The sequence below is a fragment of the Microbacterium sp. KR10-403 genome, from assembly GCF_040196215.1.
GTDB lineage: Bacteria > Actinomycetota > Actinomycetes > Actinomycetales > Microbacteriaceae > Microbacterium.
On the sequence record NZ_JBEGDC010000003.1, the window covers coordinates 179,093 to 192,400 of the forward strand.

9 protein-coding genes are annotated in these 13,308 nt (G+C 71.3%); 5 read left to right on the forward strand and 4 right to left on the reverse strand.

What is annotated here, in order from left to right; genetic code table 11:
• Positions 1–14: 14 nt before the first annotated feature.
• From glsA to ABMQ42_RS07615, 3 genes are read left to right on the forward strand one after another with little or no spacing between them, the layout of a single operon-like run.
• The gene (glsA, locus tag ABMQ42_RS07605; RefSeq protein WP_349722301.1) at positions 15–1,031 is read left to right on the forward strand and encodes a glutaminase A; all 1,017 of its coding nucleotides are present in this window, start codon (positions 15–17) and stop codon (positions 1,029–1,031) included.
• Positions 1,028–2,695, forward strand: coding sequence for an MFS transporter (locus ABMQ42_RS07610; RefSeq protein ID WP_349722302.1), 1,668 nt, complete (start codon positions 1,028–1,030; stop codon positions 2,693–2,695). The genes glsA and ABMQ42_RS07610 overlap by 4 nt, the downstream gene beginning before the upstream one ends.
• Positions 2,692–3,969, forward strand: coding sequence for a DUF4921 family protein (locus ABMQ42_RS07615; protein WP_349722304.1), 1,278 nt, complete (start codon positions 2,692–2,694; stop codon positions 3,967–3,969). The genes ABMQ42_RS07610 and ABMQ42_RS07615 overlap by 4 nt, the downstream gene beginning before the upstream one ends.
• Positions 3,970–4,022: 53 nt before the next feature.
• Here the strand turns inward: ABMQ42_RS07615 and ABMQ42_RS07620 are convergent, their stop codons facing one another.
• Positions 4,023–5,540 (reverse strand): ATP-dependent DNA ligase, encoded by a 1,518-nt coding sequence (locus ABMQ42_RS07620; protein ID WP_349722305.1) that lies wholly within the window; start codon positions 5,538–5,540, stop codon positions 4,023–4,025.
• A gap of 68 nt (positions 5,541–5,608) precedes the next feature.
• On the opposite strand from ABMQ42_RS07620, the gene ABMQ42_RS07625 reads away from it, so the two are divergent.
• On the forward strand, positions 5,609–7,018 hold the full coding sequence (locus tag ABMQ42_RS07625) for an MFS transporter (RefSeq protein WP_349722306.1): 1,410 nt from the start codon (positions 5,609–5,611) through the stop codon (positions 7,016–7,018).
• 12 nt (positions 7,019–7,030) lie between these two features.
• Here the strand turns inward: ABMQ42_RS07625 and ABMQ42_RS07630 are convergent, their stop codons facing one another.
• Together ABMQ42_RS07630 and ABMQ42_RS07635 are read right to left on the reverse strand one after the other, a co-directional pair.
• The gene (locus ABMQ42_RS07630) at positions 7,031–7,885 is read right to left on the reverse strand and encodes an LLM class flavin-dependent oxidoreductase (protein ID WP_349722308.1); all 855 of its coding nucleotides are present in this window, start codon (positions 7,883–7,885) and stop codon (positions 7,031–7,033) included.
• Positions 7,886–7,906: 21 nt separating this feature from the next.
• Positions 7,907–8,671 carry an LLM class flavin-dependent oxidoreductase gene (locus tag ABMQ42_RS07635; RefSeq protein ID WP_349722309.1) on the reverse strand — a complete coding sequence of 255 codons (765 nt, stop codon included), beginning with the start codon at positions 8,669–8,671 and terminating at the stop codon, positions 7,907–7,909.
• Positions 8,672–8,811: 140 nt separating this feature from the next.
• On the opposite strand from ABMQ42_RS07635, the gene ABMQ42_RS07640 reads away from it, so the two are divergent.
• Complete coding sequence (locus ABMQ42_RS07640; RefSeq protein ID WP_349722310.1) at positions 8,812–10,623, forward strand: SLC13 family permease; 1,812 nt, start codon at positions 8,812–8,814, stop codon at positions 10,621–10,623.
• Positions 10,624–10,675: 52 nt separating this feature from the next.
• Here ABMQ42_RS07640 and ABMQ42_RS07645 read toward each other — a convergent pair whose 3' ends face one another.
• Positions 10,676–13,231 carry an ATP-dependent Clp protease ATP-binding subunit gene (locus ABMQ42_RS07645; RefSeq protein WP_349722312.1) on the reverse strand — a complete coding sequence of 852 codons (2,556 nt, stop codon included), beginning with the start codon at positions 13,229–13,231 and terminating at the stop codon, positions 10,676–10,678.
• Positions 13,232–13,308: the final 77 nt, after the last annotated feature.

A 13,308-nucleotide genomic window follows, 5' to 3' on the forward strand; every position in this document is an offset into this window, starting at 1 on the left:
GATAGCGTGGGCCCGTGCGTGACGATGAATTGGACCTGGTCGGCGTGGATCAGCGCGCCCACACGGGCGCGCTCCCCCAGGACAGGCAGATCGATCTCGCCCTCGACGAGGCGTACCGGCGCGCGCTGAGTCACCGCGAGGGCGCGGTGGCCGACTACATTCCGATCCTGGGCGCGGCCGACCGCGAGGCCTTCGGGCTGTGCATCGCCGACGTCCGCGGCGGGCTGCACGAGGTCGGCGACACCCGCACCCGCTTCTCGATCCAGTCGATCTCCAAGGCGTTCGTCTACGCCCTCGTGTGCGAGGGCATCGGGCACCACGAGGTGCGCGAGCTCGTGGGCGTCGACAACACCGGCCTGCCGTTCAACTCGGTGATGGCCATCGAGCTCGCCGACGGCCACCCGCGCAACCCCATGGTCAACGCCGGCGCCATCGCGACCACCGCGCTGATGCCGGGCGCGACCGCCGAACGCACCTGGGAGCTCATCGTCGAGGGACTCTCGCGGTTCGCCGGCCGGCAGCTCGAGATCGACGACGAGGTCTACCGCTCCGAGAGCGAGACGAACGACCGCAACCGCGCCATCGCGCGACTGCTGCACAGCTACGGGCGGATGCGCTCCGACCCGGACGAGACCGTCGACGTCTACACCCGGCAGTGTTCGCTGCTCGTGGACGCCCGCGATCTCGCGGTCATGGGCGCGACCCTCGCCGACGGCGGGGTCAATCCGCTCACCGGCGACCAGGTCGTCTCGCCCGAAGTCAGCCGCGACACGCTCGCCGTGCTGGCCGCCGCCGGTCTCTATGAGCGCAGCGGCGAATGGCTCTACGAGATCGGGCTGCCCGGCAAGTCGGGCGTCGCCGGCGGCCTCGTCACCGTCGCCCCGGGCAAGGGCGGTCTCGGCGCGTGGGCGCCGCCGCTCGACGCCGCCGGCAACAGCGTCCGCGGCCAGGTCGCCACCGCGCACCTCTCACGCACCCTCGGACTCAACATCTTCGCCTCGACCCCCGCCGACCGACAGGACCCCCGATGACCGACACGTCCTCCCCCGCCCGCGCCTCCTGGGCGCCCATGGTCGCGCTCTTCCTCGCGCAGATCCTCATGTCGTACAACGTCTCCGCGCTGCCGGTGACCCTCGGTGGCATGGTCGAGACGTTCGGCGTGCCGCCCACCGACGTGTCCACGGCGATCGTCACCTACGGTCTCGTGGTCGCGGCCCTCGTCATGGTCGGCGCGAAGATCGGCCAGCGCGTCGGCTGGGTGCTCATCTTCCGCGTCGTGGTGGCGCTGTTCGCGGCATCCGGTGTGATCATGGTCTTCGCCCAGGGTGTGGGCTGGGTCATCCTCGCGCAGGCGCTGGCCGGGGCATCCGCCGCCATCATCGTCCCGTCGCTGGTCGCCCTCATCGCCGAGAACTACCACGGCGCGCAGCAGGCCACCGCGATCGGCTCCCTCGGCTCGGCGCGGGCTCTCGCCGGTGTCACCGCGTTCCTGCTGGGCGGAACCCTGGCGACCCTCGTCGGCTGGCAGCCGGTGTTCATCGTCGTCATCGTCATCGCGGTGGTCGTGTTCATCCTCAGCTTCCGCTTCGCGCCGGTCGGCGGCAACGCCGCCATCAAGATCGACCTCGTCGCCGCCGTCATCATCGGCCTCGGCATCGTGGCGCTGACCCTCGGCGTGAACAACCTCAACGCCTGGGGCCTGCTGCAGGCAGGACCCGGCGCCCCGTTCGACATCCTCGGTATGTCACCGGCCCCCGTGCTCATCGTCGTCGGCGTCGTGCTCGTGCAGCTGTTCTTCCTCTGGACGCGCCGCCGCACCCGCCAGGGCAAGGTGCCGCTGGTGAGCCTGTCGGTGTTCGGGTCGTCGCGCGAGCGCGCCGCCGTCTACGCCATGTTCATCGTGGTGGCCCTCGAGGCGGCGCTCAACTTCACCGTGCCGCTGTACATCCAGATCGTGCAGGGCCGCACCCCCTTCGACACGTCGCTGGCCATGCTGCCGTTCAACCTCACCGTGTTCGTCACCGCGATGGTCGTGGTGCGGTTCTACAAGCGGTTCACGCCGCGCACGATCGGCATGTTCAGCTTCTCGCTGACCACGATCGCGCTGGTCTGGCTCTCGTTCGTCGTCACCAACAACTGGGAGACGCTGCCGACCATCCTCGGCCTGTTCGTGTTCGGCGTGGGCCAGGGCGCACTGGTGACCCTGGTGTTCAACGTGCTCGTCACCGCGTCGCCCAAGGAACTCGCCGGTGACGTCGGCTCGGTGCGCGGCACGACGCAGAACCTCGCATCGGCCGTCGGCACGGCCGTCGCCGGCGCGCTGCTGGTGGGACTGCTCGCGGGCAACATCACGGCGGCCCTGGCCGCACACCCCGAGCTGCCCGACGAGGCCGTCGCCCAGGTGCCGCTCGACAGCGTCAACTTCGTCAGCAACGACCGTCTGCGCGACGTGCTGACGAACACGGATCTGACCGAGACCCAGGTGGATGCCGCGGTGCAGGTCAACGAGGACTCCCGTCTGTCCGCGCTCCGCCTGGGCCTGCTGATCCTCGCGGGCGTCAGCGCGATCGCCATCGTGCCGGCCAGTCGGCTGCCGAAGTACCGGCCCGGCGAGGTGCCCGAGTCGGTGGCGGCCGGCGACATCCCCGATGACCTCACCGACGTCGACAAGGCCCTGGCCGAAGAGGAGTCATGAGTCTGCCGCCCCTACGCCGCCTCGCCGACGGCACCGTCAAGCAGGCCGGCCCGCTCACCGGCACCCGGGTGTGGACGGTGCCGGGGCGGGCGAACCGGCCGCTGGCCGCGACGCGCCCCGCACCACGCGACCTCGCACCGGGCGAGGCGACCCGCCTGTGCGCGTTCTGTCAGGACCGCTATCTGGAGACCACGCCCGAGAAGGCGCGTCTCGTGGGCCCGTCGTTCGAGCGCGTCGACCGTGTGCCGGCATCCGCACTGAACGACTCGGTGGCCGAGTTCCGGCGCTTCGGCAACCTCTTCGAGATCGTGTCGGCCGAGTACTGGCGCGTCAACCACGGCTTCGAGCCCGCCGCCGACGTGGTCGCCTGGGCCGACGACTACCTCGCCGATCCGGTCGGGCACGACCACATCTCCACGCTCGCGGCGATCCGCGCGGCATCCACCGGCGTCGCCGTCGACCTGCGCACGGCCGCCCTCGACCTCGTCGGCGGGTCGCACGATGTCGTCGTCGCGCGACGGCACGTGCACGACGGCGCCGCACGCGACGACGAGCTCGTCTCCAGCGGAGAGCTGACACCCGACGAGCACGCCGCCTACCTGGCGTTCACGATCGACGCGATGAGTGAGATCGCCGCCGCGCAGCCCTATGCGGCCTACGTGTCGGTGTTCCAGAACTGGCTGCGCCCGGCGGGCGCCTCGTTCGAGCATCTGCACAAGCAGCTCGTCGCCATCGACGAATACGGCCCGCAGACCGAGCGCGAGCTGGCCATGCTCGAGATCGACCGCCGCCTGTACCAGTACGCGGTCGCCGACCTTTCGGTGCGCGAGGGACTCGTCGTGGCCGCGACGGACGGCGCCGTCGCCGTCGCCGGGGTGGGGCACCGCTACCCTGCGTTCGAGGTGTACTCGACCGCGCAGGCGCACCATCCCGCCGATCACACACCGGCACAGCAGCGCGCCGTCTCCGACCTGGTACACGCCCTGCATGCCGCCACCGGCGTGCTGGTGCCGACCAACGAGGAGTGGCACTACCGTCCGGCACCGGCCGCGGCGCCCATGCCGTGGCGGATCGTGCTGAAGTGGCGCATCTCGAACCCGGCCGGCTTCGAGGGCGACACCAAGGTGTACGTCAACACCATCGATCCGTGGACGCTGCGCCGGCGCGCCGTCGACGAGCTGACCCGGCTGCGCGGCGAGGGGCGGATCGCCGACGGCATCCGCATCGGCGACGAGTGCGCGCCGGGCGACGCGCGCCTGCACTATGCAGACTGAGCGTGCAGAGCGCGACGCCGATTGAGCGCGCAGAGCGCGACGCCGACTGAGGATCAGGAGCGCAGCAGGGCCCGCAGCGTCTGGATCGTGTCGGCCTCGTCGGCTCGCTTGTCGAGACGATAGCCCTTCACCCGGGCGAAGCGCAGCGCGATGCCGCCCGGATACCGCGGCGACCGCTGCACCCCGTCGATCGCGATCTCGACGACCGTGACCGGTGCGACGAAGACGGTCGATGCCGTGCGCCGCGTCTCGATCTCGGGGAACCGCTCGGTCTGCCACCGCAGCAGCTCGTCGGTGAGCCCCTTGAACGTCTTGCCGACCATCACGAATCCACCCGGCTCGCCAAACTCCCCGTCGGGGTCGCGCGCGCCCAGGTGCAGGTTGGAGAGCAGACCGCGTCGGCGGCCCGATCCCCATTCGCACGCCAGGACGACGAGGTCGTGGGTCAGCACCGGTTTCACCTTGATCCACGCCTTACCGCGGTGCCCCGCCGCATACGGCGCGTCGATCGCCTTCACCACGACGCCCTCATGCCCCGCGGCCAGCGCCTGCGACGACAGGTGCTGCGCCGCATCCTCATCGTCCGTCACGATCCCCGGCATGCGCAGATCACCGACCACGCGGTCGAGCTCGGCCAGCCGGACCCGCAGCGGCTCGTCGATGAGGTTGCGGCCGTCCACATGCAGGATGTCGAAGAACCACGGCCGCAGTGCCACCTCGTGCGCCCGGTCGGCGCCGAAGCGCGCCATCGTGTCCTGGAACGGCCGCGGCGCGCCGCTCTCGTCGAGCGAGAGCGTCTCGCCGTCGAGGATCACGTCGTGCACGGGCAGCCCGCGCACGGCCACGACGATCTCGGGCACCCGGTGCGTGACGTCGGCGAGGCTGCGGGTGAACACGCGGACGTCGTCGCCGTGCCGATGCACCTGGATGCGGGCGCCGTCGAGCTTGTACTCCACCGACGCCTCGCCGGCGGTGGCGATCGCCTCGGCCACCGACCCGGCCGTCGCCGCGAGCATCGGCATGACCGGGCGGCCCACCTGCAACCCGACCGCGGCGAGGTCGCCGCCGCCCAGCGCGAGGGCGGCGGTCTCGCCGAGGTCGCCCGACAGCATCGCCGCACGTCGCACGACAGGCGGGTCCGCATCGGCTGCCCGCGCTATCGCGTCGAGCAGCACGCCCTGCAGGGCGCCGGTGCGCAGCTCGCCGAGCATCGCGCGCACCAGGAAGTCCCACTCCGGCACGGTCGCGTGCGCCGCGAGATCACGCAGCAGCTCTTCACGCCGCTGCGCGGAGCCGGTACCCGATGCCGCAGCCAGCGCATCGAAAGCGGCATCGACGTCGGCGATGGTCAGCGTCGCGGCATCCGCGTGCGACACCTCCAGCGCCATGAGCCCGCGCCACCCGACGCCGAGCCGGCCCTGCCGCGGGCGGGCCAGCAGCAGCCCGACTGCGGGACGCACCTCCTCGGCGCCGAGCGTGCGCAGCACGGCGGCGAGCGCATCGGTCTTCTGCACGCGCGAGCGGGTCGCCGCGACAATGGCGGCGACCTCGACCAACTCGGCCAGCAGCATGCTCGGATTCTCGCACCCGGCACCGACATCGGGAATGCGGGGCGTCGTGCGCGTGGTTGGCTGTTCACATGGCGAACCAGGTCGGACTGCGATCGGAGCGCGGGCCGATCCTCCTGTCGCTCATGCTCTCGTCGTTCCTCATCGCGATCGACTCGACGATCCTGGCGACCGCGGTGCCGACGATCGTCGCCGATCTCGGCGGGTTCGCGCAGTTCCCGTGGCTGTTCTCCGTCTACCTGCTCGCGCAGGCGGCCTCGGTGCCCGTGTACGCGAAGCTCTGCGACACCTTCGGCCGCAAGCCGATCATGGTGCTGGGCATCCTGCTCTTCCTCGCCGGGTCGATCGCCGCGGCGCTGGCGTGGAGCATGCCGGCGCTCATCGTGTTCCGCGCCGTGCAGGGGCTGGGCGCCGGCGCCATCACTCCGGTGAGCATGACGATCGCCGGTGACATCTACACCGTGCGCGAGCGGGCGACGGCGCAGGCGTATCTGGCGAGCGTCTGGGCGATCTCCTCGGTCGCCGGTCCTACGCTGGGCGGCATCTTCGCGCAGTTCCTGTCGTGGCGCTGGATCTTCTGGGTGAACGTGCCGCTGAGCCTGCTGGCGCTGTTCATGCTGTGGCGCAGCTATCACGAGAGCTTCGAACGACATCGGCAGCGCATCGACGTGACCGGGGCGGCGCTGCTGACGGCATCCCTCGTCCTCCTCGTGCTGGGCGTGCTCGAGGGCGGCCAGGGCTGGGCGTGGAACAGCTGGCAGAGCATCGGCTGCTTCGCCGTGGGCGCGGGGCTGCTGGTCGTGTTCGCGCTCGTCGAGCGGAGGGCGGCCGATCCGGTGCTGGCGCCGTGGGTGTTCTCCAGCCGCGTCGTGGTGACGACCTCACTCGCGGCCCTGGGCGTGGGCGCCGTCCTCATCGGCCTGACCTCGTTCGTGCCGACGTTCCTCGAGTCGACGGCCGGTGCCTCTCCCCTGCTCGCCGGCCTCGCCGTCGCCGCCCTGAGCCTGGGATGGCCGATCAGCGGCTCGCTCGCGGGCCGGTTCTACCTGCGCATCGGCTTCCGCGCCACAGCGATCATCGGCAGCATGCTCGCCGTCGTGGGCGCCGTGCTGCTCATCGCCTTCGCCGCCTCGCCCTCGCTCGTGCTCACGGCGGTCGCCTGCTTCGTCGTGGGGCTCGGCCTGGGGCTTGTCGCCAATCCGTCCCTCATCGCCGCCCAATCCTCGGTGGATCTCCGACGGCGCGGCGTCGTGTCGGGCACGAGCATGCTCGCCCGTTCGGTGGGCAGTTCGGTGGGCGTCGCCGTTTACGGCGCGATCGCGAACGCGGTCATCGCGACGAGCGGGGGGCCGCAGCATCCCGCAGCCGTCCAGGCCGGCTCGACGGCCGTCTTCATCGGCGTCGCCGTCTCGGCGGTGCTGCTCGTCGCGTGCACGGTGCTCATTCCGCACGTGCCGATCAGCGACGAGGACCGCGCGTAGCCGCCGCCACGCTCACGAGGCCACGAGCCTCCCCACCTGGGCCGCGGCGGCGTAGTACTCGGGCAGCGCAGCATCATTCGGGGGCATGAGCACGACGTGGTCGACGCCCGCGACTGCGAACCTGCGTACGCCGTCTGCCACCTCGTCGACGGTGCCGGCCAGCACGCGGTCGATGCCGTCGGCGGGACCGTCCTCACCGAAGAAGGCGACAGCGCGGGATGCCGCATCCGCCCCGAACGCGGCCACGACGTAGGCCACGATCTGCGGATCGCGACCCGCAGCGCGGATGGTCCGGACAGCGTTCGAGACCTCGTCGACGGTGTGCCTCATGTCGAGCACCACCCCGTCGGCGACCTCACCGGCCAGGGCGAGCGTCTTGGGTCCCTCGGCCGCCGCATACACGCGCGGCGGCGTGGCCGGCGGCCAGTCGAGGCGCACTTTGTCGAGAGTGACGTAACGGCCGTCGACCGTGACCTCGTCGCCTGCGAGCAGTGCCCGCAGCGCGAGCACGTATTCGCGCATGAGTGTGAGCGGCGATGCCGCCCGCGCCCCGACCTGCCCCATCCACGGGAGCACGCCGTGCCCGACGCCCGGCACCAGGCGTCCCGGGAACATGCGCTCGATCGTCGCGATCTCCATCGCGGTGGCGGCGACGTTGCGCAGCGGCATGGGCGCGATGCCGATGCCAATGCGCAGCCGCTCGGTCCAGGCGAGGGCGACGGATGCCACGGCGAACGCCGAGCTGCGGAAGCAGTCCTCCCACACCCACAGGGTGTCGAGCCCCGCATCCTCGGCCGCTCGCGCAGCGGCGTGGAATGACTCGGGAGGATGGGGATACGGGCTGAAGATGGCGCCGACGCTCGTCATGCCTCCATCCTTGCGTGCGACTCAGCCCGCGGCCAGCTCACCGGCCCGCTCGACGAAGCGCACGTACTCGGCCGCGTCGTCCGATGCCGTCATGGCGCGCAGCACGACCTCGTCGACGGATGCGCGGTACGCGGCGAGGCCTTCGGCCCCCGGGGTGAGCACGGTGTCGTCGGCCGAGACGCCCAGCCGCGCGAAGTTCGCCGCGTACTTCGGAAAGCGGGCGTACCGCTCCGCCTCGGCGCGCAGCCGCGGCATCCCGCCCTCATCCAGAGCCGTGCGCACATACAGCGCCACCGTCGCGCCGGGCGCCACCGCGTGCGCTTCCACGGCCTGGTCGGCGGCGATGTCTGCGGGCAGCCAGTTCAGCAGCATCCCGTCACCCACCTCCACCGCGAGCGTCCGCATCTTCGGGCCGAGCGCCCCCACGACGATGCCGGCCGAGGTGCGCTCGCGCAGCGCGTCGACGGCGTTGCGCACGGCGGCCAGGACCGGACCCGAGGCCTGACCCGAGCCGATCCCCAGGATCAGGCGGTCTTCGGGCAGACCCGCGGCATCGATGAGGATCTCATCGGGCGTGCGCCGGTCGAGCGGCACGACGCCGGTGCCCAGCACGAGGGTCTCGGTCGCCCGTGCGGCCTCGTGCAGCGCCGCCAGCGCGTCGCCGCCGGGTGTGTCGTTGACCCACAGGGCGTAGAGACCGGCCTGCTCGGCCGCCGCGGCGATCTGCGCGATCGTCGCGGGCCCGAGCACGCCCGCCACGCCGATCGAGACAGGTGCGGTGCTCATGCACCCGAGTGTGCCATGACCGGCGGTTTCTGTGCTGTTACGCCCCGGCGCGCGGTCGCCCGCGGCGCGCGCGGGCTCTCGCGCGGCGCGGGCCCCGCTCGATACGCTCGGAGAACCGCGCCGACGACACAGGAGGTCCGATGAGCGCCGACCTCGTGATCGTCCTGGTGCTGCTGGTCGCCGCGATCGCGATGTTCGCGTTCGGGCGGCCGCGCATGGACGTCGTCGCGGTCGTCATGATCGTCGCGCTGCCGCTGACGGGCATCCTCAGCGTGCCGGAGACGCTCGAGGGCTTCGCCGACCCGAACGTCGTGCTCATCGCGGCGCTGTTCGTCGTCGGCGAGGGCCTCTCGCGCACCGGTGTCACGTATCGCCTCGGCGATCTGCTCTCGCGCGCGGCCGGCACCAGCACGACCCGGCTGATCGTGCTGCTCATGCTCGCCGTCGCCCTGTTGGGCGCGATCATGAGCTCGACCGGCGTGGTGGCGATCTTCATCCCGGTGGCGATGAGCATCGCGACGCGCACCGGCATTCCGCCCCGCCAGCTGATGATGCCGCTGAGCTTCGCGGGCCTTGTCAGCGGCATGCTGACCCTGATCGCGACGACCCCGAACCTGGTGATCGATGCCGAACTGCGCCGCGCCGGGCACGGCGGCTTCGACTTCTTCTCGATCACGCCGTTCGGCCTCGTCATCCTGGCCCTCGGCATCGTGTACATGCTGTTCGCCCGTCGTCTTCTGGGAGGGGATGCCGCGGGCCCGGGCCGCGCGGCACGCACGTTCGCCGGCCTCATCACCGACTACGGCGTCGACGCGCGCACGCACCGGTACCGCGTCACGGCGGGCTCGCCCCTGATCGGCACGCGCCTGGCGGAGGCCGACCTGGTCGACGAGCATCGACCGGGCGTGCTGATGATCGAGCGCTCGCGCATGTTCCGCGGCACGCAGCGCTTCACCGCCAACGAGGCCGTGGTCGCCAAGGGCGATGTGCTGTTCGCCGACACCGCGTTCTCCTCCGGCGATCGCGGCCGGCTGCGGCTGGAACGCCTGAAGATGACCGACGGCTTCTTCGACGCGTACTCACGCCAGGTGGGCCTTGCCGAGGTGCTGATCGCGCCCGACTCGGCGGCCATCGGCAAGAGCGCGCGGTCGCTGCGTCTGACGGCGAGGTACGGCGTGCACGTCGCGGGGCTGCGCCGCCGCGGCCGTACCGTCGAGAGCGGCATCGCCGATGCCCGTATCGCGGCCGGCGACACCCTGCTGGTGACCGGCTCATGGCAGGCGATCCACCGGCTCGGCAGTGCGCGGCGCGACTACATCCTGCTCGATCTGCCGGCCGAGGCCGCCGAGGTCGCCCCGGCGGCGAACCAGGCGCCGTTCGCCATCGCGATCGTGCTGCTCATGGTCGTGCTCATGGTCACCGGCATCGTGCCCAACGTCATCGCGGCGCTCATCGCCTGCCTGCTGATGGGCGTCTTCCGCTGCGTCGACATGGCCGGTGCGTACCGCAGCATCCACTGGCCGACCCTGCTGCTCATCGTCGGCATGCTGCCGTTCGCCCTGGCGCTCGAGCGCACCGGCGGCGTGGACCTGGTCGTCGACGGCCTGCTGGCCGTACTCGGCGGCGCGGGACCGGCGATACTGCTGGGCGGCGTCTTCGTGCTCACCGCGGTGATCGGCCTCTTCGTCTCGAACACCGCGACGGCCGTGCTCATGGCGCCCATCGCGATCTCGATCGCCGAACACCTGGGCGTCTCGCCGTATCCCTTTGCGATGATGGTGGCCCTGGCGGCGTCCTCGGCCTTCATGACGCCGGTGTCGTCGCCGGTGAACACGCTCGTCGTCGAGCCGGGCCGCTACCGGTTCGGCGACTTCGTGAAGATCGGCGCCCCGTTCACCGTGATCGTGCTCATCGTCAGCGTGCTGCTGGTGCCGCTGCTGCTTCCGTTGTAGAGACGGCGAGGCGGGATGCCGCGACCTGCGCCGCGGCATCCCACCTCATCGTTCACGCCACCTGGTGCACGGGCGCCGCCGTCACCGACAGCACATCGTCCGCGGCATCCACCCGCACCGCTCCCCCATCGGCGAGCTCACCCGACACGAACAGGTCGGCGATGCGGTCGTCGACCTCGCGCTGGATGAGCCGGCGCAGCGGCCGCGCACCGTACTCGGGCTCGTACCCGTGGTCGGCCAGCCACTGCACGGCGGCGTCGGTGGCCTCGAAGCCCACCTCGCGCCAGCCGAGCCGCGCGGTCGTCGCTCCCAGCAACAGGCGCACGATGTCGCGCAGCTGCTCACGGTCGAGCTTGCGGAACAGCACGATCTCGTCGATGCGGTTGAGGAACTCGGGCCGCATGGCCTCGCGCAGCTTCGCGAAGACGCGGTCGCGCAGGTCCTTCTCCGACCCGAAGCCGGTGGCGCCTCCGCCGTCGGCGAGGAAGCCGATGCCGCCCCCGCGCGACGCGAGGAACTCGCTGCCCAGGTTCGAGGTCATGACGATCACCGTGTTGCGGAAGTCGACCGTGCGCCCCTGCCCGTCGGTCAGGCGCCCGTCGTCGAGCACCTGCAGCAGCAGGTTGAACACGTCGGGGTGCGCCTTCTCGATCTCGTCGAACAGCACCACCGCGTACGGGTTGCGTCGCACGCGCTCGGTGAGCTGCCCGGCCTCGTCGTAGCCGACGTATCCCGGAGGGGCACCGACCAGGCGCGCCGCAGTGTGCCGCTCGCCGAACTCGCTCATGTCGAAGCGGATCACCGCGCTGTCGTCGTCGAAGAGCGACTGCGCGAGGGCCTTCGCGAGTTCGGTCTTGCCCACGCCGGTGGGGCCGAGGAACAGGAACGAGCCGATCGGCCGGTGCGCGTCGCCCATGCCGGTGCGATTGCGCCGCACGGCCTTGGCGACCGCCGCGACCGCGTCGTCCTGACCGATCACGCGCGCGTGCAGCTCGTGCTCGAGCACGGCCAGCCGGTCGCGCTCGCTCTCGGTCAGACGGGAGACCGGGATGCCGGTGGCCCGGCTGATCACATCGGCGATCTCGGGTTCGCCCACCACCGCGTCGGCCTTGCGGGCCCCCGCGCTGTGCGAGACCTCGTCGAGTCTGCCCTCGACCTCGGCGATCTCGTCGCGCAACTGCGAGGCGTCCTCATAGCGCTCGGCCGAGACGGCGGCGTTCTTGTCTGCTTCCAGATCGGCGAGCTTCTGCATCAGCGTCGAGACATCGGCCTGCACGCCCAGACGCAGCCGCAACCGGGCGCCCGCCTGGTCGATGAGGTCGATGGCCTTGTCGGGCAGCACGCGCTCGGTGAGGTAGCGGTCGGAAAGCTCCACCGCCGCGCGCAGCGCGTCGTCGGTGTAGGTGACACCGTGGTGCAGCTCGTAGGCGTCCTTCAGGCCGTGCAGGATGCGGATGGCGTCCTCCACGCTGGGCTCGCCGACCTTCACGGGCTGGAAGCGGCGCTCCAGCGCGGCATCCTTCTCGATCCGGCGGTATTCGTCCAGCGTCGTCGCACCCACCAGGTGCAGCTCGCCGCGGGCGAGACGGGGCTTGAGGATGTTGCCGGCGTCCATGCCGCCGTCACCACCTGCGCCCGCGCCCACGACCGTGTGCAGCTCGTCGACGAACGCGATGATCTCGCCCTTGTGGGCCGAGATCTCGTCCATCGTCTTGGTGAGCCGCTCTTCGAAGTCGCCGCGGTAACGGGTGCCGGCGAGCATGCCGGGCAGGTCGAGCGAGATGACGCGCTTGCCGTGCAGCTGCTCAGGCACCGCCCCTGCGACGATCGCGCGGGCCAGGCCCTCGACGATCGCGGTCTTGCCGACGCCGGCCTCGCCGATCAGCACGGGGTTGTTCTTCGTGCGCCGCGAGAGGATCTCGATCGTCTGCTCGATCTCGTCGGCACGGCCGATGACCGGGTCGAGCGAGCCCGCCTCGGCGAGCGCCGTGAGGTCGGTGCCGTACTTCTCGAGCATGGGCGTGTCGGAGCCGCCCTCGGGCTGCTCCGCCGGCCCGCCGGCGGTCACCGTCTCGCTGGCGCCCTGCGTGAGCGCCTCGGCGGTCACGCCCGCCTGCGCCAGCACCTGGCCGGCCGGGGTGTCCTGCGCGAGCACGAGCGCGAAGAACATGTGCTCAGGCTCGATGTAGGTCGATCCCGACGAGCGCGCGACCTGGAACGCGTGGAACAGGGTGCGCTGCAGCGCCGGGGTGATCTCGGCGCCGTCCGCGTGCGCGGCCTTACGGCTCGGCGCCGGCAGCCGCCGCTCGGCATCGTGCGCGATGGCCTCGGCATCGGCACCGATGCGCCGCACCGCCTCCTGCGCGGGGGCGACCTCCATCAGCGCGTGCAGCACGTGCAGGGTGTCGACCTCGCGCTGGCCGCGCTCGAGCGCGTACTGCGCCGCGCTCTGCAGCACCTCCTGCGTGCGGGCGGTCATGAAACGGCTGATGTCGACCGACCGCTGCTGACGCGCGCGCTCACCGGCCAGATAGCGCGCGAGGAAGTCGTCGAACGCGCTCGCGCCGTCGGGGGCGCCCGAGACCGGGGGTGTCACGTCATCGACCATGCGATTACTCCTTGAGAACTTGAGTCCGTGTGCATCAAGTCTACGAACTTGAGCACGGTTGTATCAATTTGAACGCC

Bases quoted from the DNA above. Each gene is read 5' to 3' on its own strand.
- ABMQ42_RS07610 (WP_349722302.1), top strand. From the start codon at position 1,028: ATGACCGACACGTCCTCCCCCGCCCGCGCCTCCTGGGCGCCCATGGTC.
- ABMQ42_RS07615 (WP_349722304.1), top strand. From the start codon at position 2,692: ATGAGTCTGCCGCCCCTACGCCGCCTCGCCGACGGCACCGTCAAGCAG.
- ABMQ42_RS07620 (WP_349722305.1), bottom strand. From the start codon at position 5,540: ATGCTGCTGGCCGAGTTGGTCGAGGTCGCCGCCATTGTCGCGGCGACC.
- ABMQ42_RS07625 (WP_349722306.1), top strand. From the start codon at position 5,609: ATGGCGAACCAGGTCGGACTGCGATCGGAGCGCGGGCCGATCCTCCTG.
- ABMQ42_RS07630 (WP_349722308.1), bottom strand. From the start codon at position 7,885: ATGACGAGCGTCGGCGCCATCTTCAGCCCGTATCCCCATCCTCCCGAG.
- ABMQ42_RS07635 (WP_349722309.1), bottom strand. From the start codon at position 8,671: ATGAGCACCGCACCTGTCTCGATCGGCGTGGCGGGCGTGCTCGGGCCC.
- ABMQ42_RS07640 (WP_349722310.1), top strand. From the start codon at position 8,812: ATGAGCGCCGACCTCGTGATCGTCCTGGTGCTGCTGGTCGCCGCGATC.
- ABMQ42_RS07645 (WP_349722312.1), bottom strand. From the start codon at position 13,231: ATGGTCGATGACGTGACACCCCCGGTCTCGGGCGCCCCCGACGGCGCG.